At 46.0% G+C, this 25,167-nt stretch carries 24 protein-coding genes and 1 pseudogene; 11 read left to right on the forward strand and 14 right to left on the reverse strand.

The window, feature by feature from the left end:
• Positions 1–9 precede the first annotated feature (9 nt).
• Both DBR02_RS24635 and DBR02_RS24640 read right to left on the reverse strand, forming a co-directional pair.
• A complete protein-coding gene (locus DBR02_RS24635; RefSeq protein WP_000589340.1) occupies positions 10–813 on the reverse strand; it encodes a hypothetical protein in 804 nt (267 codons plus the stop codon).
• A 58-nt stretch (positions 814–871) separates the two neighbouring features.
• Positions 872–2,218, reverse strand: a complete 1,347-nt coding sequence (locus DBR02_RS24640; protein ID WP_076611902.1) for an ISNCY-like element ISLad2 family transposase — start codon at positions 2,216–2,218, stop codon at positions 872–874.
• Positions 2,219–2,439: 221 nt separating this feature from the next.
• Between DBR02_RS24640 and DBR02_RS24645 the strand changes: the two genes are divergently transcribed.
• From DBR02_RS24645 to DBR02_RS24660, 4 genes are all read left to right on the forward strand, one after another.
• Positions 2,440–2,757 carry a hypothetical protein gene (locus DBR02_RS24645; protein ID WP_000785965.1) on the forward strand — a complete coding sequence of 106 codons (318 nt, stop codon included), beginning with the start codon at positions 2,440–2,442 and terminating at the stop codon, positions 2,755–2,757.
• Between the two features lie 22 nt (positions 2,758–2,779).
• On the forward strand, positions 2,780–3,085 hold the full coding sequence (locus tag DBR02_RS24650; protein WP_001100610.1) for a hypothetical protein: 306 nt from the start codon (positions 2,780–2,782) through the stop codon (positions 3,083–3,085).
• A 44-nt stretch (positions 3,086–3,129) separates the two neighbouring features.
• Complete coding sequence (locus DBR02_RS24655; RefSeq protein ID WP_000285959.1) at positions 3,130–3,801, forward strand: S1 family peptidase; 672 nt, start codon at positions 3,130–3,132, stop codon at positions 3,799–3,801.
• Between the two features lie 457 nt (positions 3,802–4,258).
• A complete protein-coding gene (locus tag DBR02_RS24660; RefSeq protein WP_001371904.1) occupies positions 4,259–4,666 on the forward strand; it encodes a hypothetical protein in 408 nt (135 codons plus the stop codon).
• A gap of 336 nt (positions 4,667–5,002) precedes the next feature.
• On the opposite strand, the gene DBR02_RS27190 is transcribed toward DBR02_RS24660, so the two are convergent.
• The 7 genes and pseudogenes from DBR02_RS27190 to DBR02_RS24690 all read right to left on the reverse strand — a co-directional run bounded on the left by DBR02_RS27190 (position 5,003) and on the right by DBR02_RS24690 (position 12,940).
• The gene (locus tag DBR02_RS27190) at positions 5,003–5,218 is read right to left on the reverse strand and encodes a hypothetical protein (protein WP_122966916.1); all 216 of its coding nucleotides are present in this window, start codon (positions 5,216–5,218) and stop codon (positions 5,003–5,005) included.
• Positions 5,206–6,180, reverse strand: a pseudogene (locus tag DBR02_RS24665) (IS5-like element ISKpn26 family transposase); the annotation flags it as partial. The gene DBR02_RS27190 and the pseudogene DBR02_RS24665, both read right to left, overlap by 13 nt.
• A 430-nt stretch (positions 6,181–6,610) precedes the next feature.
• Positions 6,611–7,102: a hypothetical protein gene (locus DBR02_RS24670; RefSeq protein ID WP_000636790.1), complete on the reverse strand. Its 492-nt coding sequence runs from the start codon at positions 7,100–7,102 to the stop codon at positions 6,611–6,613.
• An 84-nt stretch (positions 7,103–7,186) separates the two neighbouring features.
• The gene (locus DBR02_RS24675; protein WP_000228894.1) at positions 7,187–7,702 is read right to left on the reverse strand and encodes a hypothetical protein; all 516 of its coding nucleotides are present in this window, start codon (positions 7,700–7,702) and stop codon (positions 7,187–7,189) included.
• 564 nt (positions 7,703–8,266) lie between these two features.
• Complete coding sequence (locus DBR02_RS24680; RefSeq protein WP_000502666.1) at positions 8,267–11,602, reverse strand: hypothetical protein; 3,336 nt, start codon at positions 11,600–11,602, stop codon at positions 8,267–8,269.
• Between the two features lie 222 nt (positions 11,603–11,824).
• Positions 11,825–12,178 carry a hypothetical protein gene (locus DBR02_RS24685; RefSeq protein WP_000769182.1) on the reverse strand — a complete coding sequence of 118 codons (354 nt, stop codon included), beginning with the start codon at positions 12,176–12,178 and terminating at the stop codon, positions 11,825–11,827.
• Positions 12,179–12,331: 153 nt separating this feature from the next.
• Positions 12,332–12,940 (reverse strand): hypothetical protein, encoded by a 609-nt coding sequence (locus DBR02_RS24690; RefSeq protein WP_000926374.1) that lies wholly within the window; start codon positions 12,938–12,940, stop codon positions 12,332–12,334.
• A 193-nt stretch (positions 12,941–13,133) separates the two neighbouring features.
• Between DBR02_RS24690 and umuD the strand changes: the two genes are divergently transcribed.
• Positions 13,134–13,568, forward strand: a complete 435-nt coding sequence (gene umuD, locus DBR02_RS24695) for a translesion error-prone DNA polymerase V autoproteolytic subunit (protein ID WP_000111290.1) — start codon at positions 13,134–13,136, stop codon at positions 13,566–13,568.
• Positions 13,558–14,811 carry a translesion error-prone DNA polymerase V subunit UmuC gene (gene umuC / locus DBR02_RS24700; protein ID WP_001371894.1) on the forward strand — a complete coding sequence of 418 codons (1,254 nt, stop codon included), beginning with the start codon at positions 13,558–13,560 and terminating at the stop codon, positions 14,809–14,811. Before umuD ends, umuC begins: the two co-directional genes overlap by 11 nt.
• Positions 14,812–14,856: 45 nt before the next feature.
• Here the strand turns inward: umuC and DBR02_RS24705 are convergent, their stop codons facing one another.
• Positions 14,857–15,666 carry a DsbA family protein gene (locus DBR02_RS24705; RefSeq protein WP_000031378.1) on the reverse strand — a complete coding sequence of 270 codons (810 nt, stop codon included), beginning with the start codon at positions 15,664–15,666 and terminating at the stop codon, positions 14,857–14,859.
• 370 nt (positions 15,667–16,036) lie between these two features.
• Between DBR02_RS24705 and DBR02_RS27050 the strand changes: the two genes are divergently transcribed.
• Positions 16,037–16,384, forward strand: a complete 348-nt coding sequence (locus DBR02_RS27050; RefSeq protein WP_121343843.1) for a hypothetical protein — start codon at positions 16,037–16,039, stop codon at positions 16,382–16,384.
• Between the two features lie 59 nt (positions 16,385–16,443).
• On the opposite strand, the gene DBR02_RS27055 is transcribed toward DBR02_RS27050, so the two are convergent.
• From DBR02_RS27055 to DBR02_RS24725, 3 genes are all read right to left on the reverse strand, one after another.
• Positions 16,444–16,704, reverse strand: coding sequence for a hypothetical protein (locus DBR02_RS27055; protein WP_001439466.1), 261 nt, complete (start codon positions 16,702–16,704; stop codon positions 16,444–16,446).
• Positions 16,705–16,899: 195 nt separating this feature from the next.
• Positions 16,900–17,292, reverse strand: a complete 393-nt coding sequence (locus DBR02_RS24720; protein ID WP_000843243.1) for a hypothetical protein — start codon at positions 17,290–17,292, stop codon at positions 16,900–16,902.
• A 24-nt stretch (positions 17,293–17,316) separates the two neighbouring features.
• Positions 17,317–18,066 carry a thioredoxin fold domain-containing protein gene (locus DBR02_RS24725; protein ID WP_000720274.1) on the reverse strand — a complete coding sequence of 250 codons (750 nt, stop codon included), beginning with the start codon at positions 18,064–18,066 and terminating at the stop codon, positions 17,317–17,319.
• A gap of 147 nt (positions 18,067–18,213) precedes the next feature.
• Here DBR02_RS24725 and DBR02_RS24730 point away from each other — a divergent pair, with 147 nt between their 5' ends.
• The 4 genes from DBR02_RS24730 (at position 18,214) to DBR02_RS24745 (ending at position 21,094) form a co-directional block, all read left to right on the forward strand.
• Positions 18,214–18,753 (forward strand): lytic transglycosylase domain-containing protein, encoded by a 540-nt coding sequence (locus DBR02_RS24730; protein ID WP_000494968.1) that lies wholly within the window; start codon positions 18,214–18,216, stop codon positions 18,751–18,753.
• Between the two features lie 82 nt (positions 18,754–18,835).
• Positions 18,836–19,393, forward strand: coding sequence for an HAD domain-containing protein (locus DBR02_RS24735; protein ID WP_001371950.1), 558 nt, complete (start codon positions 18,836–18,838; stop codon positions 19,391–19,393).
• Positions 19,394–19,516: 123 nt separating this feature from the next.
• Positions 19,517–20,578, forward strand: a complete 1,062-nt coding sequence (locus DBR02_RS24740; RefSeq protein ID WP_000902297.1) for an HNH endonuclease signature motif containing protein — start codon at positions 19,517–19,519, stop codon at positions 20,576–20,578.
• A 9-nt stretch (positions 20,579–20,587) separates the two neighbouring features.
• The gene (locus DBR02_RS24745) at positions 20,588–21,094 is read left to right on the forward strand and encodes a YrhA family protein (protein ID WP_000654195.1); all 507 of its coding nucleotides are present in this window, start codon (positions 20,588–20,590) and stop codon (positions 21,092–21,094) included.
• A 122-nt stretch (positions 21,095–21,216) separates the two neighbouring features.
• Here DBR02_RS24745 and DBR02_RS24750 read toward each other — a convergent pair whose 3' ends face one another.
• Positions 21,217–25,167, reverse strand: a complete 3,951-nt coding sequence (locus tag DBR02_RS24750) for a conjugal transfer protein TraG N-terminal domain-containing protein (RefSeq protein WP_000386160.1) — start codon at positions 25,165–25,167, stop codon at positions 21,217–21,219.

The raw sequence follows: 25,167 nt of genomic DNA on the forward strand, positions 1-25,167 counted from the left end.
ACTAAATCCTTATATTTTACTTAATGAATTATTTACAATCCAATCAATTGCGCCAGAGGTGCGAATCCAAGGCTTTATATTATGATTCACATAATAAATGGCTTCATCCATTCCACCTAACGTGATATATCCACTGTTAGACTTGATCTGTAATCTGCACTTCGATAACAAGCCGGGGATGTGTCTATTAGAATCAATCGCAGCTTTAGCGATATCATCGGCATCCGGGGATGACTGTCGGTAGGCGAGTAGGGCGCGTGTATACTGAAAAAACGAACGCATATCCCCAGGATAATCGTCCAGTAGCAAGGCCAGATCATCCACCATTTCAAGCTCAAGGTAATAGTTCGCTAATAAATGACGAATCCCCTGGTTATCGTTCGGGTTGAGCTTCAGCATTTCGCGGCTATGAGCCATAGCCGGATAAAAATTACCAGACTCCCATAAGGCCTCAGCCAAAGCTGCTTTTGCTCTCATATATGGACGTGTTTCGACAAATCCCCAGAAACGTCCTGCGAACTCCTGAAAATCCTCGCCAAGTGCAATGCTGGCTGCGTACAAAGCAGTCTCCAGCTTCCCGATTTTTGACTCAGGAGGTTCTTGAGATATCTCGCAGTAGAATGAGTATGCGTCAGCACAGAGCGGGGATTTCTTGATAGCTTTTCTGATGAGTTTCAGCACAACTTCCAGGTCATCATTTTCCCAGGCATCGAACATGAACTCCTGAGCCGCAACCAGATCTAGATGTAATTGCTCAGAGCTGACAGCAGTTTTATACAAATCAACGCGCTTTGTAGTCGGGAATTTAATCATCTCAAGTATCCTTTTGGGGACTCACTGTTCCGGTACTTTGCAGCACTGATGGTCGATTCTATCGCTTTGAACTTGCCACAAACAAGCTCGGGTCTGCCAGAACGGGATTGATAGCCCGGAGCTGTTCCTGGATGCGCACCTGAGCCTTACGGCTGGGCGATTTTTTGCTTCGTTCCCGTTTGCCTTCGCTTTCCCGCTCATCCTGTTTTACCTGAGCCAGTCGGAGTACAGTCCCGAGACGTTTGTTATCAACAATCTGCCCCTGGTCGACACAGGCCAGCTTATCAAATGCCTGGCACTTAAGGCTCCGGTGCCCATAGAGGAAGGCGAGGGTGCCATCGGGATAATCCAGTACTTTAATTTTTTCACCGGCAAGACGGCTATTTTCTTCTGTGGTGTCCATGAGATAAAGGATCTTATCGTACTGGAAGGTCAGTGATTTCGACACGGTACGAACATCATGCCAGGCAAAGATGTCTCTTAATTCATCGGGGCTTTCCTGCACCGGACGATGCAAATCTTTGGGGAACTTAGCCGGTCGTGAAAACCGGCTGTTAAAGTCAGCGATGAAAGTGGCAAGCCAGGCATTTGCGGCCTCAATGCCGGTTATACCTTCCAGACGCATTTCTTTGATCAGCCGATCCTGAAGTGTCTGATTCGCACGTTCCACGCGGCCTTTAGCTTCAGAGCTGTTGGCACAAATAAGCTCGATTGCCAGGTCATAAAGCACACGTCCGAACTGGGTAACGGTGGTATTGCGTTTCTCCGGACCACTGACGCGAAATATTGCGTGTTTGTCACTGTACAGCGATACCGGCTTCCCATGCTGCTCGATGTATTCCCGGGTTGCCAGCATGTAGTCAAAGGCTGTTTCTGACTCGCTGAACCGCAAATGCATCAGACGCCCGGTGGCATCATCGATAAAGACCAGCAGGCAGCATTTTGGCGCACGGCCTTCAAACCAGTCATGGTGGGAGCCGTCGATCTGGATAAGTTCACCCAGACAATCACGCCGATGTCGGGGTTGATAAACCCGTGACTTACGGCGAGCATGCGGGACCCAGAGTCCGTCAGACGTCATCCAGTTGCGGACGGTCTCGATTGAAAGCCGGATATTATGGCGCTCTCTGAGTTTTTCTGCGGCCAGTGTGGGCCCAAAGTCACTGTAGTTTTCACGTATCAGCGTGAGTACTCGTAGTTTGAGAGATTCGGTCAACCGGCGGTTGCTGGGCTGGCCGCGTTTGCGGCTGACAAGTCCTTCAGCACCAGAAACTCGGTAACGATTGATAAGTCGTTGCGCCTGACGTTCTGAAATGCCAAGCTGTGATGCTGCATCACGACGGCGTAGACGCTTTTCACAAACTGCCTGTATCACCGGTAGGCGGTGGATCTCTTTATCTGACATGGTCACCAACATGCGTTGAGCCCCTTAGAATTGCATTCAGTTTAGCTTACTCTAAGGTGACGTTTCTATCTGGATAAAAAGTGACATTACTAAATGGTTCTAACAACTTAAGTGCGCATAATCAGGATTATGTAAGATCAGCGTTAAGTAGTCGATTTATTTGAAAGTGACGTCGTCTTTAAGTTAAAATCACCTATAATCAATACCTACTGGAGCAGCTCATGGCTGACACCTACCTCCCCCCGGGCTTTAAAAAATGCAAATCATGTCAGCAAGTTAAACCCTTTGAACAGTTTGGAAAAGAGCTCAAGGGCAAGTTTGGCCTCAAGAGTAAATGCCGAGCGTGTATTAGCGAGAAAAACAAAACGTACGCAGCAGGCCCAGGGGCCGAAGTAAAGACGCAAAATAATAGGACCTACCAGGCAGAAAACAAGACTGAGCTCGCGGAGAAAATGCGCGTTAAGCGTGCGAAAGAAAAATTTGGTGATCGCTATAATTCCTACCTCGCTTCTTTAGAGTCCATGAAAAAACTCAAATAATGTAATCGCCAACGGAGGAATAATGAATGTACATCTGAAATATGATACGATAAAGCACTATCACTTTGATTGGCTAACGCCTGCTGGCGACTATCCTAATTCAGCGGTTATGCTCGTAGGTTTCCGTGATGGGCGCTGGATTATTGTTCAAGAGTTCGGAAATGATTATAGCTGCTTCGAGGGCGTTCTGAAGAATGGTGATGATCTTAATACGGAGCCTAAATTCTATTCCGACTTAGAAAGCGTAGCGGTTGCTGCTTTTGGCATGATGAAGCAGATATATCCCCAGTACCAAGATAGCACGTTAGAAGAATTCCTCGCTGGATAAAATATTCTAGAAACCAAACTCGCCTTATTCGAAGGAAACTGACTATGTATAGAAAGGTTTTAGCTCTTTCAGCCTTACTGATTTCTGCTTGTTCCACCGATAATCCTCATAAACAAAGTATGCACCACAATGATTTTGAGCTTTCGGACTCAGCTGTAAAAATTCAAATCAAGTCTGGAAATAAGACAATCTCCGGCTCAGGTACTTGGATCGATGAACAACATATTCTTACAGCTTCACATTTATGGCTTGATGCAAGCAAGGATTATAGTCTAAGTATAATAACAAGGAATGGGAGCCAACCAGCAACAGTTATCAATATTGATGATCCTAAGAACCGGGACCTCGCTCTTTTAAAAGTAGAAAAAAATACTATTGTCAAAGCCCCACCTAATTGGAAGCTTCCAGTATGTGATAATGTTCTAGCTCCAGGTGAGTCTGTTTGGGTTCTATCGGGAATGTATAATACGCTTTCAAATACGTATGCTTCCCCCGACTCAACCTACTATTATAAAGGAATAGTTGGTTCTGATGGTTTGACTGCTTTTTATCAAAATGGAGTTAGTGGAAGCGCTGTGTTAAACCAATCTAAGAGTTGCTTATATGGTGTTGTGAGTCAACAAGACATTAAAAAGATCAATGTCTATCAGATATATATTACGAAGATTACTACAAATGAAATTATACGCGGATTCATAGGTTATAAAAATAATTAAATGAGCGTAATCTTACAACAGGCAATTCCGACGTTATCTGCGTTGGTCTACCTATCTGAACCTTTAAAAGGAACGTCTATCATGTATAAACTTTTACCCGCAATACTAGTCTTTCTTTCGGTGTTCCTTGGACTAATCGCTCTACTCAGTGCTATCAAAAATGGTTCTGATGAATTGGCGGTATTCCTCATTACACTTTCGGCGTGGTTCGCTGCTTTAAGTAAGTTTTATTCACTTAAACTGTATAAAAATAGTTAGCCTGTGAATCCAAATACAGTTGACAAGTATCCAGCACTGCCCCCGTGATTTATTCAGGTTAGAAGCATTCCCGGAGTGCAGGCTGGGATTAGAAAAGTTACTTTTCTTACGATGTACCAACCAATAGGGCACGACTTATCGTAATGCCTAATTACATATTACCTGTTTAAGTCGATCTAATAATTTCATTGGAGCAGACATGTCCCCGGAATTGGTATCAGGCATTGCACGAGTGGCGCATGAAAAGCTACTTTCAGTTTTGACGGAGTGCGGCACAAAGAAGACGAAAGGCACATGCCTTTTTGCAAGCTATCTTGTATGTTATTTAGCAAAAACTAAAGGTCTAGATGCTGTTGTTCGTGGGGGTAACGGTGCAGATGATGGCGGTATATTTACAGAGAGTGGTGGCTTTGGCCATTATTGGTGTGAATTGAACTTCGAAGAAGTGCAATATTATATTGACATCACTTCCGAGCAGTTTGGGTTTCATCCATACATAGTGAAACGCGTCAACGATATAACAGGATGGCCACGATATATTCCTGGTGATCAGGAAACGGTCGATAGTCATTTAGAACAATTATTACGCGACGGCTATACAGAATAGGCTGCGTATACACTATCGCAGCCTTTCAGGCTCTTAACCCTTGTGACCAGTTAACGGAACCACTCAGGATGACGCTGCCGATCAACGTTGATAACCTGCGAATTAAATTCAACGACATCCGCTGGAGTAAGCATTAATTCATCAGGATTTACAATAAATGGTCTTAAAACCACTTCGCCACCGTCTTCTTTTGCACCGTAGATATTAATAAGAAAGTGCAGTCGTTGATTTCCGTCAGCATTGCGTTGCCATTCTCTAAAAGTCAAAGTCTGTTTAATATAGTTTGTTAAAAGAAATGCGAATTCAGATTCTTCCGTTTGTGAGATACCGTTTTTGTTAGACATTTTTTTTAGTATCTTTCCGAGCATGGATACACAGGCATCTAGGGAAAGTGCGAATAAGCAGGTCATTTCTTCCCAAGCTGACTCGTTGATTAAAATTTCGCGGATCTGGGCCGATTTTTTTCCCGCAAACACATCGAATAAGCCTATTAAGGCTATTTTTTCCACCATTTCTGGCGTTATTTCCGGTTTTAACTGAGATCTCTCCCACTGACGTATCATTTGGTCCACCCGAAACAGGTTGGCCAGGGTGAATAACATCGCCAGTTGGTTATCGTTTTTCAGCAGCCCCTTGTATCTGGCTTTCACGAAGCCGAACTGCCGCTTGATGATGCGAAACGGGTGCTCCACCTTGGCACGGATGCTGGCTTTCATGTATTCGATGTTGATGGCCGTTTTGTTCTTGCGCGGATGCTGCTTCAAGGTTTTTACCTTGCCGGGACGCTCGGCGATCAGCCAGTCCACATCCACCTCGGCCAGCTCCTCGCGCTGTGGCGCTCCTTGGTAGCCGGCATCGGCTGAGACAAATTGCTCCTCTCCATGAAGCAGATTACCCAGCTGATTGAGGTCATGCTCGTTGGCCGCGGTGGTGACCAGGCTGTGGGTCAGGCCACTCTTGGCATCGACACCAATGTGGGCCTTCATGCCAAAGTGCCACTGATTGCCTTTCTTGGTCTGATGCATCTCCGGATCGCGTTGCTGCTCTTTGTTCTTGCTAGAGCTGGGTGCCTCAATGATGGTGGCATCCACCAAAGTGCCTTGGGTCATCATGACGCCTGCTTCGGCCAGCCAGCGATTGATGGTCTTGAACAATTGACGGGCCAGTTGATGCTGCTCGAGCAGGTGGCGGAAATTCATGATGGTGGTGCGATCCGGCAGGGCGCTATCCAGGGATAATCGGGCAAACAGGCGCATGGAGGCGATTTCGTACAGGGCATCTTCCATGGCACCGTCGCTCAGGTTGTACCAATGCTGCATGCAGTGAATACGCAGCATGGTCTCCAGCGGATAGGGCCGTCGGCCATTGCCCGCCTTGGGATAAAACGGCTCGATGACAGCGGTCATATTCTGCCATGGCAGAATCTGCTCCATGCGGGAGAGGAAAATCTCTTTTCGGGTCTGACGGCGCTTAGTGCTGAATTCACTATCGGCGAAGGTGAGTTGATGGCTCATGATGTCCCTCTGGGATGCGCTCCGGATGAATATGATGATCTCATATCAGGAACTTGTTCGCACCTTCCCTAGACTTAACGATGTTAAAATTTTGGTTGTATTAAAATCCTCCTGCGAAAGTGAAATCATCCATGTATTATCTTTATGATAGTCGGTGATATAAATAAAATGAGATGTAAAAGGCGTTGAGTGATTGAACTCTCCTAAGTTCCATCCATACTGTCTCACTGTATTTGAGCTAAGTTCTTTGTCGGTAATGTTCATAATTCATACCTTTCGATAAAGTCTGTAATGATAATTAGCTATCTCAAAGGCCCAGAACAACTCTTGAAATAACCTCACTCGAAGAATTTATCATATTGAACACCCCTACCTAATAACCTTGCCGACTTAATAAATCACAATAGCCCTCCCCTGTCATTTTAAAACGCTACTTGAATTTTTGATAGCTTATAGTTGTTTTACGTTCTTTGTGATACTCATATGTCATCTTCTCTTTCCAGTACCAATCTTGTAAATCCTGCAAGTCTAGCCCATTTTTCTCACGTATGCTTTCGTGTAATTCGCTAAGCGCGAGTTTATCATTAGGTTTATAAATGGCTAATTTTTCTTCAAATAAATCCAGCCAACGTTTCCCCATCTTTCGACGCAAAACAAACACCATCGTGATAATTGTACTGAAATGCACAGCAATTAGTTCCAACTTATGCGATTGCTGACCAGATAAAATTACTATTGTAACAACAGGGATGGCCGTATATAAAGCAATCAAAGCGACCATAAGTTGATATGGTTTTTCCCGTATTACCATGTCCATGGGTAAACCAGAGGACGCTACTGCTTGCCAAAATCTTAAATACCTTCCGATGGACTTAAACCTTTTCCCGTTTTTATGCATAAACCTGTTTTTATTTACTATCATGTTAGACCTCTATTTTTCTGTAATTCTAGAAGAATGTTACCTTAACCCTTAACAGGGATAACACCGCATGTATTATCTCCATAATCAAAGCGCAGGGCCGGTAATAAAAAGTACCATACCATCGATGTGTAGTTCGTTCAGTGCATCCCTGTCCGTGGATAGCTTTCTAATGTTGTCAGGAGTTGCATCAATCGGGTATAAATCTTGCGTCAGTTTGACGAGATTCTTCTCAGTGCAGGTAAGACCGCCTTCAGCGAGAGTGCGCAGGTAATCACTAAACACGACTTCTTTTTCATCAGAGGTAAGTCGCTCGAAGTACCCCATATGTTCGGACGTGAAATTCTCATCTGCAATACTTCTCACTACTGAGATGATATCCGACCTTATGACCAACTCCCGCACCGCAGCATAAAAAATCCTGCCGTAATGTCCTGACACGTTTTCCTTTGCGAGCCACCAGCGCTCATCCGTGGTAACGGGTACTGTGGTCGGGGATGCCAGTAGCAGAACGGGGCTTAAACCGGATCGCGATAACCCTTCAGCAAAAGCTTCTTCAGGAAGACTGCTAACAGGCTTGCCTTGATAACGTGCTTCTACCATCTATGCTTCTCCTTTCTGATGTAGGCATGACTGCCTTCTATTTAAGCAATCAGTAAACCGGATTGAGCTGAGCAACGTTATCCTTCTCCCATCATTGCTTGCCACTTTTACCATAAGCGCCAAACAATTAGCCCCATTATTCCGGTTGTAAACTGAACCTTAACACTAACCAGTATGAATCGGTCATCTGGGGCAAAGTGTCCACCGGGTTGAAGTAGCCAGGTTGTTAGCGGCGGATGGAAAGCCAGTACGAATCCGTAAACTATAAAAGCCAAGCTCAGTAAAAGAAGGAGCATGCGCCCAATACGTTTGAGTTGATAAGATAAACTCGCGCTAGTTTTTCGTGGGGGTACGATATGGTCTTTCAACACTGTCTCCTTGCCAGCAAATGCCGAAGCGCTGGCATAAAGATTAAACAATTTTTATGCCAGTTACTCCGGCGAGATGGGTGATAATCCTCGTTGCCATCATAAAGCCTTATCTCTTTCAAATTTGAGCGATAAGGGGTCTTTGAGCCTGTAATGGCTTTTTGTTTGATGTTTTGATGGCACCTGCCCCCGCGTTTTACCATGACCGAAGTACATAGCGGCTCACACCTTCTGCTGGCTGTTGCCACTCGCTATTCTCCGTTGACGGTCTGAGGCGCGTCGAGCCCCGGGAGATGTTTTTCATCGCCTGCTCAAGAGTGTCCATCCTGTAGGTTTTGATGTTCACCCCTTCTTCAGAAATAGGCCCCAGCAGTTCCGTAACCTCACGCTCACCCTGATAAATATCGACCCACTGTGTAATATTCACCTTATCACCATTCGCATCAATGCCACGTCGGTTAAAGTGGTCAATTTCAAACTCACACACGGTTACCGGTACCAGCCCCTCCGGGCGCGGATACCCGAGTATTTCATCAAAACCAGGTTCCCCTTCATCAGTGACCAGATCAGGCGTCAAATAGAGTTTTCCGTTACGGGAAAAATGCGCAACATGGCAGGACCACTGGTCATTTAACATCGTTGGCATGCTTGTGAACATTCCTGAATACCACCGTCTGGCATTATCAACTGATTTGGTGACGAGGATTTCATCTGGTACTTCCCCGTTGTCCATGGTGTAAAAACTGAGAGACAGAGCGGTATTTCTGCGTGAAAGTAGCTTTTCTTTATTGACCTCTTTATTTTCAAATTTGGACAGGTATTCCTCAAGGAACAGCGCCTGCAACTCGGGTGTCGGCGCTTTCTGATAAAACCAGTCGGCCAGGTCTTTAGTGCCAATATAGATGAGGCTGGCTTTACCTTTTTCGCTCTTGACCGCAACAGGAGCCATTAGGCTTACTTGCTGTACGTACTCACTGGTTTCATTGATACTTTCATAGGCCTCAATCCACTGGCCAAGCAGATTGGTGTAAATCACCGGATCGTTCAGCTTTAAAAACTGCTTAAGAGCCTGAGCGCCACGGGAGCATGTATCAAAATAACGCTGCTTCTCTTCGAAGCTTTTGAAAGCAGTCTTTTTGCCCGACCATGTGGCCACCAGCTGTTCATCTTCGAACAGGGTGTTTTCAGCTGGTAAGAAGTGTTTCATTTTCGCAAAACGTTGATGAGTGACGTTTAAGACATTTCGGGATGTAGCAAGTACCATTCGATGAACCCAGGCATGCCCTTCCATCCGGTTGTCGCATTCAAAATTTGCTGGTGCGGCATATGCAACAAGTTTCCCTGAAGCATTTACCGATAACCTGACCAGCTCATAGCCTTTGCTGCTAATAAAATTACGAACCCCGGGAAGATGTTTGAGCCCCACATCAGCGAGCATATAGAGCTGGTTCAGGAGCTCTTTGGAGCCCTTCTCTGTACTCATGGCAGCTTCCAGCGTCGCCCCCCTGTTATCAGCTCGCCAGGCTACAATGCATCGATCTATCAACTCTGATCTCAGATTAGGCTGGCCAATATTTCCATCGGCCAGAGCCTGGCTCAGCATCTGCCGGTAAGGTTCTTCTGCCTCACGCTCGGCACGAATATAATTTAAAGCCATCTTGAAGAAGCGAATGTAAAACAGGTGATTAGACCTGAATTTACGTCTGTGAATGTACCATTCGAGCTCCTCCGCTTTAATGGTATCCATGCACAGGAAACCCAGTTCAGCATCATTCCTGCTGGACTCCTTAAATAAAGACAAATTCACCTTACAATTGAAATCTCGATCCGTTGAGTATCTGTTTACTGTTGCGTTGACACAGATATCGTCTCCCTGACGGAATGCAATAACCGGCTCATAGTTTTTATGGGTTCTCCCAAGCCATTTATAGCCAGAGTAGCTGTTGTCTTCCTGAACTGCTCCTGGTGCTGTCACTGGGTTCATCAACGAATCCCAGTTGCACATTACCCGGGATCCGGACTGAAGGCATGAGTTTGCCTGTTCAAGATAACTTTGCAGAGACGGCCGTGTCTCAGCCATACCCAAAAGGCCAGAACCGTCTTTGTCGTGCAGAAATTGGAAGTACCGTTCCTGGAACTCAAGGCTCAGAAAACTGTAAGGGGTATTGGTATCATAGAAATCACCAAATAGTTTGAGCCGGTGATCGAGGCCGCAGATAAGGATCAGGAAACGACGGTAGTGAAGTGCCATAAGATCATGCTGCTTCAGTCGGTCGGTATAACTGACGTCCTCAAACTTTATGGTGCTGCCATCAATCCCCTGGAAATGTGCTTCCTGTTCGCTGGCGGAAGGGAATAGCTGCGAAGCCCCAAGATGGCTTTCTACCGAAGAGTAAACCTGATGAATATTTTGACCGTCCCGGACCAGAAGGAATACAACCCGGTTCCTGTCATTGCGGACATGATTTTCCCAGGGATCGCGGTAATCGATATAACGTCGTGTTGTGGCCATACATACGATGGAACGTTCGGACGGAAAAATCTGCTCCACCAGCCCGGGGCTGGTTCGTAAAGTTTCATGAAATTTTTCCATATCAGAGAAGTCGAACCAGCTATCGAGATCGCACCATACGGCCAGCTCTTCATCCACCATCAGCTTTGCCTGAACGACCTGGAGCGGGAGGTGTGATGGAGCGGATTCACCCTTCACGATATTCACTACCTCAACGTCTTTGCCGGTATACAGTTCCAGACTGCCAACGCCATCGTGGATTTTCTTCACATATTCCATGGCTTCTTCTGTAGTGGCCAGACTTGCCGCTGCAACTTCCTCGAAATAGGGCAGCATTCTTTTGCTGGCATTAGCGATTGCCTGCGTTCGTTGTGTGATGATTTTGCTGATGGCTGTGCTGATCTGCCCTTCTTTTAAGGCCGCTTCTCTGATTTGTTCAATGCGGGTATCTGAAATACCAGAGGACAGAGCATTTTGAACTGATCCAATCGCCAGTGAGGTTACCGCCTGCTGCTCTTGTGGGGGCACTAACGCAACGCTAAGGCCCGTCACAGGGTTTTCACGGTCATCTGTACCTAATTGCTCAATCGCAAGGTCACGGAGCCCCTGAGCATCGCTCACGAGGGCTGTAAGCGATGCCTGTAGGCTATTCACTTCTTCCTGAGCTTGTCTGAGTTCAGCATCCCGGATTACCTTATGGTCGGGTTCAAATACAAAACTGGACAGAAAATCCTTAACCAGGAAGCGATGCTCTCGCATTTCTTTGCCACGTTCCCTACGGTTGCCGCTGCTGTCTTCAGTGACAATAGCTACAGTCTGACCGTAAACGCGGGGATGGGCGCGTAGAATCACTGTGTGCAGCTTATCTTCAACGTAACGCAAAGACGTAATGAGCAGCGTATCCCCTGCCACAATACCCTCTTCAGGGATGCTGTCAGTGGACGTCCAGTACTGACCCGCCAGCAAAGAATGAAATCGCTCTAAACGGTCAATGTTATTTTTGCTGACCAGGTCACCCATATACCTTTCCTTCCAGATTCGTATGTTAGGTGAATCATACCAGATTGCACTTACCGTCTAATAACTCAAAAAACACCAACTTCGGCATTCACTAGAAATGAATCCGTCCACTATTATTCATTAATTAAATAGATTCTTAGATATGAATAGCGCATTGCTTTTAAAGCAGGTTTCGCAAAGGGTTAAAAAAGGCTTCTTAAGTGAAGCCTTTAATAATAAATGCTACTTATCTTCAGAGGGATACATTTCCCAGTATTTATTACGTACATTAACAAGGCAATGGTCTGCTGTTTCTGAAGCGCCTTTGTCGCGGTTTACAAAGGCTTCTGCAACTTCATCCAACTTATCCGGTACCGTATTTAATGGTAATGCCTGCTTCAGGTTGGTGGTTACCAGTTCCTTTGCTTTATCATGATTAAGTTCAGTTCGGATGCTTGCATCTTTACAAATATCATCAACCTTACCATCAAGAATAATGTTTGGGATAGGTTCGTTTTCAACTTTATGTGTAGTATTAGCAGAGGAGCCAAAAGCGACTGACATCATCGCACACAGCAGAATATTTTTTAATTTCATAGTTCACTCCATTATGACTATTGATATCTACTTATGAAGTATTAGTTATATCATGTTTGCCGTCAAAACATAGAACCCACTGTTTTGACTTTAAACATATCATGCTACAACGTTTTTTTGCACGTGACTTTAGTAGGCATGATTTATGAGGTTTCAGCAGGACGTCAGATTGTTGTCGATCCAGTATTGATGCAAGCCTACCGTCCATTTCTTCGATAAGGCCGAAAGTAAAAGCGCTAAACCACAGCAGTTACCAGGAGTAAAAATTCGTATGGGATCTGGAGAACCGACTTTAACACTCATAATGAACTCCAGAATGTTGCCATGGCATAGACTATTTCTAAGCCTGACGATATCTGCTTCAGGTTTTTTACCAGCGTCTATCTTTGCCAACATATTCTTCTCGGCTGGAAATGACAGTAATTCTATCGGCATCCCTTCCTGCTTAGCCTTTCGCATTAAAGCGTTACTCATTACTGACGTACCATCTAAGTCCACCAGTACAGGAACTGACTGCTGAACGTTAACAGTTGATTTCAACTTCAGCGTAACCCTGAGTGATGTTTCGATCCCATTCAGAAAGCTCGTACAGGCCGGTAACCATAGACCATGATGCAGCGCCTCGGTTGCTTGTTTAAAAAACCAGTCAATCACGGGGACAGTGCAATGCTCATAATAGTGATTTACCTCGCTGAACCTTGCCATATAAGCATCGTACTCAGCCTGGTCTTCAGGAGATAAAAAATTTGGTGGGAGGAGCATCAGAATCCTTTCATCCTAGCTTGTATACCTTCTTCGTAGGCCAGCTCGCCATTATCGGTAAAAGATGGTTTTTGATGTTTATGATAAAGCTTAATTTTTCGTCAGGCTTGATAGCGTTACCGGAGAGATTTGATCTTTTCTCTTCAACTCGCAATACTGTTTATACATACAGTACAAGAATTCGAGTGTAGCTATGTCTGTTATCCTTGAGCACATTAGCAACAAGCCTTACGAAATGGCACCTTTTTTCAGTGATTTACTAAGCTGTGGAGTGATGAGTCCGTGCGCCGGGCATGAAGATAATGAATTAAATTTGCATGAATATGTAGTCCGCAACCGCCCCTCAACCTTCTTTGTCAGGGCGGCGGGCCTCAGTATGATCAATGCCGGTATCAATGATGGAGCAATACTGGTTGTGGATCGGTCTTTAACAGCACGACACGGCTCTATCGTCGTTGCGCTGGTGGATGGAGAGTTTACGGTAAAGATCTTACACACGTATCCTGAGCTGCTTTTGATGCCTTCTAATCCAGCCTATAAGCCGATACGTGTAAATCCTGAATCCCTTGAGATATGGGGCGTCGTCACCTTTGCACTGAATCAGTTCAGCCATGTACATGCACGTTGATATTAACGGAGCCTATGCGGCATTTGAGTGTGCGATGGATCCCAAGCTGTCAAAAAAGCCGCTCATCATAGCCAGCAATAACGATTCGTCCGTCATTGCAATGAATAAACTGGCTAAAAGCGTTGGTATTAAGCGTGGGACCCCAATTTTTAAGTGCAGGGATTTGATTCAGCAACACCGGATCGAAGTCCGGAGCTCTAACTTTACTTTGTATGAAGACTACTCAAATCGCTTCCATGAAACGCTGGAAAGCTTCGCGCCTCAATCGAGTCGATATAGCATAGATGAAAATTTCATGTTATTGAAAAACATGAACAAGATAATAGATTATGAAGATTACGGCCGGTTGATCAGAAGTACACTTCTTCATAATCTGTCCCTTACCTGTGGTGTGGGTTGTTCAAGCACCAAAACCCTCGCTAAATTATGCACCTATGCGAGCAAACGATGGGCAGCTACAGGCGGGGTTGTAGTTTTGACTGATCAGGCCAGGATCAGGAAGCTCCTGAGCCTGATCAGTACCAGAGAAATATGGGGTATTGGTCGAAAGATTAGTGAACGCCTGTCGGCTTTCGGGATCATCACTGCCGGTGATTTTTATAATAGCGACGTTCGCTTTTTACGTAAAAGCTTTGGCGTTGAAATCGAGCGTACCTGGCGGGAACTGCATGGCGAACCATGTTTCCGGCTGCACGAGTCTCCTCCTGTCAGGCAACAGATTATCGTTTCCAGAAGTTTTGGTCAGCGCCTTAATGAGATAGGCAAGCTACATGAGGCAGTTTCATTTTTTACCGCCCGGGCGGCAGAGCAGCTGCGCAAGGATGGCTCGTGGACCCGTCAAATCACAGTCTTCATTCAGAGTAGCAATTATGCGCAAGGTGAAAACCGCTACAGCAATTGTGGTATCGAGCCGCTTACCGCTACACAGGACACCCGCGATCTGGTTGATGCAGCCATGACCATCCTGAACCGCATTTACAGACCCGGGATAGCGTATGCGAAAGCAGGGGTAATGCTCTCCGCTATGACTGACGGCACAGAGCAACTCAGCCTGTTTGATACTCGCCCGGCCAGGCCTGGCAGTCAGGCACTGATGAAAGTTATGGACCGGTTCAATAAAGAAAAGCGCGGAGCTCTGTTTTTACTGGGGGAAGGCATTCAACAGGATTTTCGTATGAAGCAGGCCATGCTATCACCGAGATATACGACCCGCTGGGATGAATTACTCGTTGTAAAAGCGTAGCGGCCATGACCGGCATGGCCGTACTCATCAAATGTGAAAGTAACTTTAGGCCCCGCGAGCTTTTTCGATTGCGCCCTGCAAAGTTGCTGCGTCCATAGCCCCGGGGATAAATGTGGTAGTCGCCGCATTCGGCTTTTTCATATTCATAATGATGAAACCGGGTGTGCCGGTGATCCCGAGCGCTTCGCCCAGCTGCATATTGCCGGAGATCACGTTTTCATACCGGTTTTTTTCCCTGTCAGAAAACGTGCTGTTAAACCCTGACTTTTCCACCACAGTATTAAAGTCAGTGAGTTCGAATTTGCGTTGAGAGGTCATGAAGGTATGAGCCACAGCCATCAGGTTGTTGTGGTACTTACGATAGGCTTCAGCACCGAAATTCTGATAGACGTGCAGACCCGTAGCGGCCCCCATGGCAGATACAGGTTTTGAACCGGCAAAAATCGGGAATTCTTTAAAGAAGAATTTTACATCTTTGCTCTGATTCATTACCGATTCAACAACAGGTGTAACCCGCATGCAGTAAATACACTGATAGTCGAAGAACTCGATTACCGCGACGTCGGCGTCATCAGGGCCGATGTTTGGCGTCTCCTTGGTATCCAGCAGAGCTGGCGCATATGGAATTATTCGTTCCACTGAGGCACTCACGTTCTGATTTTCCAGCGCCTTACCTGCTTCCACTAAATAATGGGGATTTTTTACCAGGTAAGTAGCGGCAATTTTGCCAATTTCTTCCTCACTGAGCACCTTCGGTTTAAAATAAGTTGCCGTGATTAACGCCGAGGCAGCGGTAGCAATAACCGCAGAAATTAAAATCGTGGCCATCGGTTTTAAATAAAATTCTTTAGACATAGCTACCTTTATGCTTTTCAGCCTGTTAGTTATTAACCTGCGATGGATTATACTGGCCCGGTAAATCGGAATTATTCGTGAAACAATGCTTTTTGGAGATTAAAGGATGATTAGGCAGGGCTTTATACTCACAACCGCAATGCTTTTGAGTGGATGCGGATATCATTTCGCAAACCAGGTAGATGCGTACGATCTAATGCCTCGTCCTGTTACAAATAAAAGGTTTCAGATAGTCCCTCCGGACGAAAGTATTCAGTCCAGAATGTTTTCAGGCCGTTTTGCTGATGGATTAGCAAAAAAAGGAGTCATTATTTCCACTCACCAGCCAGATTATGTGCTCAGGTTCCGAATCAGCAGCTCACAGGAGAACATGCAGTATAGCGAGCAGCTTCTTACTGGGGTGACAGGCTACGTTGTAGATAAAAAGACAACGAGAACTGACAAGCATGGCGAATTGCATACTGACTATGACTACAAGCCAGTCGATGGGGTAATAGGCACTGAGACGATGTCGCAGATGCACTATATGCGACAGCTGGATGTCGAGGTATACCCGTCAGCGAAAGGAGCAAAGCAGGTTCTGAAAGTGAGTATGCAAAGCAATGCACCTGTGCCGTCAGACAGCATTGCTTATTCAGCAATGATCGACGCCTTTACTGATAAATTTGATGCGCCGCTGCGTTCCGGAAATTATGTTGCAGTGATCCCCTGGAACTGAAAGCAGACGGCGGGAAGAGAATGTTCAAAAGTGACTTTTGGACACGCACATTAACGTGGCTATCGCCCTCCCCCATTAAAATCATAAAGTCGGTAAAGATCGCCCATCGTGATGGAATTGGGCTTATTAATGAACAGATACTGTAACTGTTCTTTATGTTGAGTACTGGCAGCTGCATTCATAAGCACTTCCAGGTAGAACTTGTAGCCTATGCTTCGCTCTGAATACATATACTGGAACTGCATCAGTAAAATGCCTGACATAACATACAACAGCAGCAGACTGAGTAATACAGTGCTATCAGGCTGTTCCAGTGCCATACTGACATACCCTGAACCCAGAATGCACAGAAGCCACCCCGTCATTAGAGCAGGCACCCTACGACTCAGACGTTTATAACAACGTTTTATTACGGGATCCCGGAGATACTTTTTGTCAGGTATCCCCGTTGCTCTGATGACGAAGCTACTGAGTATCGACATCTTTTTTCCTTCTGGACGCTCTCAGTCAATAAATCAGGCCAGGCGCTCATTGAAAGCTACCACGAGCTGCGAATCGGGATTTTTTACCAGTTCGGGCCGGATAACTTTTAGTTGCCTCGTTGGGGCGAGCTCATCTGTAGGCCTGATGGTGGTATTACCCGGCCCCTTGCGGGTACTGTCGGTGTTTACCTTGAGCTTTTTATTTCCCAGGTAGCTTTCCATCTTTTTAGAGATGGTGTCACCTGTGGTCGCAACACCAGAGAGTTCCTTTAGATGTTCACCTTTATCCATTTGTACCGATGACATCAGAAATCCGATTCCGGGATCGTTTTCCGTTCCACAGGCTCCGTACTGACATTGTGCAGCGAAAACGGGCTGTACACCTACAGCAACCAGCATTAACGTACTCAGTAAAGTAGATTTCATACACACCTCTTACAGTCGGAAAAGTTACTTTTGCGCAGCGCCCATTTGGGTCACCAGGTTTTCCGGGCTCAGCCACCCCGTAAATAACTGCGGTTTGCCGCTTAGTGTCACCATGGTAGGAGTACCTTGCAGCGGGATTGTTGAGGCCACCTGGAAATGCGATTTGATAATGTTTAAGCAAGCCTCATCAGGACGTCCTTCCGGGATAGTTGAAACCGGATTCATCGCTGCATCCAGAGCTTCGTTTGGCTTTGCTGAACACCAGATTTTGGCCATGTTCCCGGCTACTACCGAGTTCAGTCCTGCACGTGGGAATGCAAGAAACTTAATCGAAATACCGGCATCAAGATAAGACTTCAGATCATGATGCAGTTTTTGGCAGTATCCACAGGTTATATCGGTAAAGATAGCAAGCCGGTATTTTTCGTTTGGTGATTTGTAGTCGATGGATTTTGTTTTGGATGCGAATTCCCGGACGCCCATTAAAATGGCCTGCTCAGTGGTGTTTACCACATCTTTACCTTTCACGTGGAATAAGCTTCCGGTAAAAATGTAATCTCCGTCTTTGCTCACGTAACTTACCCCCTCCCTGGAAATCACCGTAAAAATATCTTTTACTGGCGAGGGTTCGACGTGCTCGATTGAAAGCCCAATGGCTTTGAGCTTATCCCGGGCTGCATCTGGCAGTACCATTGTATTAACCGGCTCGGCATTCATCGTGAAGGCGGTACTTAATGAAAGAAGTAATACCGATGCCTTAATAATTTTTTTCATTTCCGCTCCTTAAATCGAGCACTAATATTATCACGCCCCAAAATTCCAGAATTTTGCTTAAACGCTTAAATCAACGGGTAAAGCCGAAAGAAAGTCGATAGATATATGGGAGAATAGATAAAACGTAGATTCAGTGGAGAAATCGTTGTGTTTACACCACCAGCAGATGATGTGAAACCTATTCCCGTTCCTGATGAGATTTACACTCAGTGCATTACGGATGCCGCCCGCTACTTCGGAATTGATGCTGAACTGGTTTTTACGTTGTTTGACAATGAAGGCGGTAAGGTTGGTACTTTCAGCAGGAATACTAACGGCACTTATGATATTGGCCCAATGCAGATCAACTCATCCAATCTACCTGAAATAAAAAAGCATTTCCCGACGGTAACGTGGCGGGTTCTGGCTTACGATGCTTGCGCAAGTTTCTGGGTTGGAACATGGTGGCTCTATAGAAAAATTGTTGATCGCAAGGGCAATGTGTTTGAAGGGATTGCAGATTACAACAGCAAAACCCCAAAGGTACGTGCAAAGTACATATTTAACTTCATGGTAAAGTACAATCGCCGGATCCAGCAGCGTAACGGGATGGGTGAGCTTTATCAATGGACCCAGCAACCTCCTCGATACAATGGCCATATAGCTAAAAATGTCCCGGAGCAAAACCCGACTCCTGTTGTTAAATAAATACAACCCGATATTACAGAAGATCATCGAGTGGCTTGGGTAAACCACCACAAATATTTCACACTGACTCAGGAGTAATATATTGTCTTCTTCTGCAAGAAATTTATTTAAGATTCTCTCTTCTTTCTTGATCCAGAAAAACCCTCATCATGAAGAAGTATGTGTTCATGAAGAAACAACAGCTGGTTTATGGGCCCCTCTCCCTGATTCGCATGTCGTGCTTTTCTTAGATTTCGATGGGGTTTGCCACAGGTGTAAAAATGAAACCTTTGAGCGAATGCCACTGTTAGAGAAATTGCTGGATAACTGCCCTGCCATGGTGATTGTTATCTCCAGCTCATGGCGTGAGTGCGCTAATACAAGTTATCTGAAATCTCTGTTCCGGGTGCCTTATAGAGACAAAATCATAGGTGCAACCGGTTCGGTATATTTAAAACACGGACAGACTGGTGTGCGGGCTGCCGAGTGTGAGGACTTTGTCTTTTCACATCGAGTTAAAGCATTTATCTGCCTTGATGACGACGAATCATTATTTCCGGCCGGTTATCCGCATTTGCACAAAACCGATTATTACACGGGCCTCACCGAATCTGACCTTGCAGCTCTTAACGCAAGGTACCATCAGCTCATGGGACGCTGATGAACAAAGTAACTTTCCTTTTACCCTGTCACTGCTGATCTCGTACGCCCATCCACTTTAGGATTGATTGTTTTATACCATACGCAATAATGTCTCATATGAATTCGACAAGAAAGGGACATTATGCTGCATCACTGTCAGGCTAAGTCACTGGATGACATATACCTTGAGGATATTCCCCACATCATACATCCGGCCACGGCGGTACATGACCTCGAAGATACCGCCCTGCCAAACCGGATTATTCAGGAATGGAATTTACCGCAGGGATATACACAGTTTGTCAGCCGGTATCACCAGTTCCACCATCAACGCCCCTGGCTCGCTTACCGCGATACGCTTGACGACATCAGATACGGTAAGATCGTTCTGCTTAGAAAAGACATAACCGGCAATGCCGGGCCGGGGGTTATATCAAATGGCAACCTACGCAATGACCTGCCCCTGTCCCTCTTTACCCGTCTGCGCGATATCATCTCTCGTCAGTTGAAACGCCCGGGGTATTACGTTCGATCAACGACACCAGCACAGCACGCCCAATCAACAAAAACCATTAATTCCAAAGCGGCTGGTCGTCTTCTCGCAGCTGGCGGGCTTTATAATGGAAATGTGGAGGGATTTCGACATACGGCTGAACAACTTGGCGGCGAAGCTGTTGAAGGCTATGACCAGGTATTGAACGAAACAACTTCAGGTATGCTGGTTGCAGCGGCTTCACTTCTGGTTATCCGAAATCCAAGGTCTGCGGATGAATTGACAAGTTATCTCGGCAAGTACAAAAAAGCACACGTTTTGCTCGATGATATGAATGTTAGCGAATTGAACTACATGCGCCGAGACAGAGCTGAATATTTAGCTCTCCGTGGACAATTCAACAATACTGTACGCCCTAACTTCCTTAAATCACTTTCAGACCACCCAGATGCCCTGGCTACGTTTGAACCTAACGATTTGATGAAACTTGCAACAGGCAAGGTCCCCTCTGGGTGGCAGGTTCACCACAAGATCCCTCTTGATGATGGTGGCACAAACGCTATAGACAACCTGGTACTTATTCAGAATTCACCATACCATTCAGCACTGTCGAAAGCACAATCCATCATTACGAAGGATCTACCGTATAATTCAAGCACCAAAGTTCTATGGCCATCGCCGAACGGTGTTATCTACCCGGTAGGAAAGTAAGAGGCGCTCATGAAAGATTTAACTCAACTACTCAGCAGCTTAAAGAGGTTGATGGTTGCAGATCACTACCCTTTAGCCAGCCCGGTAGCCCCGGAAGTCTTGAAAGACTTAATCTGCAATCCGCCTCCAGTGGAGTGGGCAGATCACAAAAAGAGCGCCTATATAGATATACAGAAACTCATTAAAACCAGGCTTGATTATGCCCAAGTGTTTAATGCTATGGATGGTTTTGAGTACAACGGACTTACGTTTTATAACCTTGTTCAGGCAGAGAACGAAAATCTATTGTGGTCAAATATTTACATACGCAACTTTGAAGCACGAGACAATGAAATCTACGTTGACCCAAATCTCACTGATAAGGTGTTAATCGGAGAAGATGGCATGTCACTTTTCGCTTATAGTTTTGCAGACGACTGCTTTCAGATAAGAGACAAAGCATCTACTGATTATGTTATTGAATCTCATACAGAGTTTGATAGATTTTTGTCTTCACTGATTCAAACCGTCAGTTGAATGTTCCGCAAGAGCGGTACTTCTGAAAAAAAGGCCGCAAACACATACTTTGCGGCCTTAATTGTTTAGCAGTAATTTACAATCTATTGATAGTCATTTCAGGAGGTTATATTCAACCTCCCTTATTTTTTATTTTCATTAAGCCACTGATCCGCTTTATCGACACGTGACTGGTAAGGCTCATTTGTGTTGCTCAGCTCTGACTTCATGTACTGAATGAATTCATCTGCTTTCTGAGGCCCAAAGCGTGGGTCATCCGTCAATTGCTGCCGGATAGCCCTTTCAGAGTTCTGCGCTGCATTCGCATAAGTCGAAACGCCGTCGCTGCTAATACTCTGATACCGGTCACTTACAGCTGCGACGCCATCAGACATCTGCATGTGATTAAGGACTTTACCCTGGAGAGAATCAGGCATATTTGCAGGGTTAGAGGCATCATTTGCTATCGATGTCTGGGTTTGAAGGATGCCCGCTCCCGTAAGCATCTCATTTACCGGTTTCGCCCCAACGCTGGTTAGCGTATCCGAAACAAATTGCTGGCCCCCGAGTAGCGCACCAGAAATCGCGCCCCGCTCAGTGTTGGCCTCTATCTTTTCCCCAACCAAGCGATCTGTGACGGTCTGAGTGCGGTTACCAACGAGACCACCGCCCGACCCACCTTCTCCCAGGTTTGCCCGTACGACTGACTCAAGTGAACCATCAGCTCTGTTATGAGTGTTGAAACTGCTATGGATGCTCTTAACGTCATTCATACTCCAGTTAACGTTATAGTTACCCAGTTCATTAAGGATCTTCTGGGTATCCGCTTTGAGCTGCTCTCTTTCGGCACCGGTAGCCATGGTGCTGGCACCATAGGTAAAGACAGCTTGCTGTGCCAATTCAGCTCGCTTATCGTCCCGGCTTAAGTTCGGGTTGTTGGCAACACGACTAAAGTAGTTATCAGTGTTATTAGATAAGCCACGAACTTGCCCGCTCTGATACATACTGTTCAAAGCAGTGGCTCGTTGATCCATTCCATCACCAACCACCCGACCTCCAACCTTTTCCAGATCGTTAAATGTGCCTTCTGCATTTCTGACATCCTGACCCGAATTGACGACTTTCTCTACACCCTGATTATTCAGTACAGGTCCATTCTTTTCGAGAGAATTAAGCACATTCCTTTCTTCATCAGAATAAGTGCGGCCCACGTTGTTGTTATGTATTCCCTGAATATCGCCTTTGCCCGCGTTATCAAGGTTATACGGAGTAAAGCCAGCTTCACTTTTTCCAGGGACATGCTGTGTCGCGTCCTGAGCGTTGGAGGAAAGACCGAGTTTAGCCTGCGAATCTACACTTCCACCCAGTTCCCCTACGCGTGACGCACTCATCACGCCAGACGTATTTACGCTGTCAGGAGTTCTATCCTGTGCCTGAGTGATAGTATTAATTCCTGACCCGTCACCTGAAATTCTGTCGAGCTGATTGGTGATAGGTAGCAGCTGCTGTGCATTACCACCGAAGTCGGAAACCAGACTTTTAAGCAGGCTGGAGGTTTCACGGAGATCCTGTTTATTACTTTCGGCCGTCTCTCCCCGGGCGGTATCAATCGCAATTTTTTGCTCACTGAAATCTCGGGTTGCAGCCACAAGCGCGTCAGTACGTTGAAGCTGCGATCCAAGCTGATTACTGGCCTTGAAGGTATCGTTATAGGAGTTGAATTTCTCCATAAACGCATTCTCATCCAGCCCATTCTTACGAGCAAAATTCCTTACATCATCATCACTGAAGTTTTTGTTGCGAATAGAATCGGAGAACCTGTCCAGGTTAATGCTTTGTTTAGAATCAAGGCTCATTCCACTATTGGAGCTTGCGTTAGTCGAAACCGATGTAGAAATATTTTGCGCCATCGTCTGTGTCGCCTGGTTCATTTTCGACGATGCTTCTTTAAACGCATTAGTATTGGATATCTGATCGCTGCTTACCTGAGACGCCGCTTTACTGAACTGGTCAGTTAACGCAGAATCCTGGCTAAGCTGATTCGTGATTGCTTTTGAAAGGTCATTTGAAAGCGAGTCACTGCCTGTATTGGTCTTAGATGCACCGCTACTCAATTGCCCTGCTACAGCCGCTTTCAGCCCGGCTCCATTGCCAGTTCCAACACCTCCATTAAGCCCAGCGTTGAGAATAACATTTGAAGCAATGCTGGCCATCTGAGACGCACTCACCCCATGTTTCGTTGCAATACCTTCTGCTACAGAGGCACCAATCTTATCCGAGATCTGCTTCATTGTTTGCAGGTTGGTTGAGAACTGCTGGCTCGACTGTCCTGACCTTCCAATTTCGCTCATCTGACTGTAACCAGCCTGGAATGAATTACTTGCCGCACTCATAACTGATGAGGTTACAGCTGATCCTTGTCCCTGGCTGTTAGCGATACTTGAACCAGCATTCCACATTCCAAGACGGAAATTACTTGAATCAACTGCGCCGCCATCGCTGTATCCCTGACCGGTACTGGTTAAGGCGGTTCGTGTCACGTCACCAAATGAAGATTTACCGCTGTTAGGGCCATCCCATACTTTGGGCGTTACATGACCAGTATCCACCGGCGCATCGGGGGTCACTCCCTTAACCGCATTCATCATCGGGTGAATCGACTGTGTCATCAGGAATAATGTGAGTACCGGAATCAGAGCATAGAGGGCGGAAGCAACAGACAGGTATGAACTGTATGTTTCCGCAAGCCCTGGGAGTCCCATCCACGTGACGGCATTATTCTGGCTGTTGAGGGTGCTCCAGGTATCCAAGTCGGCCGTCGCGACTTTCTTCACATACGCGTTGACCATTACTGCCGTAAGCGGCCACATATTCACGAAGAGGATAAGTTGCAAATATTTCGCCGCAGCGGCAACACCATTACCACCTAACGCCAGCAGCATAAGCAAAGCAAATGGAGCAACCATATAAGCAAACATTTCAAGGAATGCGATTGCTGCTCCCGACAGTTGTAACCACAACTGGCCCTGTGAAGCCATTGTGTTGGTTCGCTTCAGAGAAGCCTCAAACAACTGCATATCGGAAGCCAGACCGAGTGGGGTCTTATATTTGCTTGCGCCATTTCTGAGCTCATTCATAATGAACAGGTTCAGGGTGGCGTCATACGAACCAATAGCCTTACCGTACATACCATTTGCTGACGCCATAACATCAGTAAAGCTTGCGCCGGTAGGTGCACCATTTGCTTCGTCTGGAGTAAGGATGCCGTTTGTCTGTCCTATAAGGGAAATAGTCTGGCGAGCTTCAGCTGTACTGGTAACCTGTTTCACAGTTGACCAGACCTCATCACACGTACCAGATTTTGAACCGTTAGCGCCAACAATACTGGCAGAGGCATTCTTCAGTGCGCCTTTCATCGCCTGATTAATCCGGTCCATGCTATCTGCCAGATTAGCTGAGAAAATATCGTTAAAAATAGTTTCTTTACCGGCAATATTTGCGCTTGAGTTTTGGGTAGCCTTCAGGCAGTTGTATGCAAGAGACTGAACGGTAGCACATACGTTCATTGGCCCTAGCCCGCTGGCCGGTTCAGGAAATGCGGAACAGTAGCCCTGGCTATCGCCGCCCCATTGCAAAAACTTCACGAATCGGATCATCGGACCGAGGGTGATGTCATCGTCCAGAGTTGTTGCAGACAGGTCCACCGGAGAAAGCGGATCAAACGCTGTTTTATAATCCTTCAGCAAACCCTGGCTTAAGTTAGTGGTGACGGTTGCCATCGCAGCAATAAAAATTGGAATTCCGTCGACGTTTCTGACCTCTCCCGACTTTACAGATTCAATAGTTACATCCACTCGAACCATTGCCATCATGAAAAGGATCAACCCCAAAAACCAGGAGAAAAACGGTAATTCATTTTTGGTCGGAGCCTGAAGCCATAGCCACGTTTTATAGAATAGGCTCACACCTGCTACAACGGCGGCCGTGGTCAGGAACTCTTTTACACCAGTATATTGAGAAAAGATCAGGGCAATACCGGTAAAAGCCGACCAGACAAAATCAATATCACCCAGGGTATATATGTTGTAATCCAT

Origin of the sequence: Enterobacter cloacae complex sp., assembly GCF_900322725.1 — a bacterium.
Lineage (GTDB): Bacteria > Pseudomonadota > Gammaproteobacteria > Enterobacterales > Enterobacteriaceae > Enterobacter > Enterobacter quasihormaechei.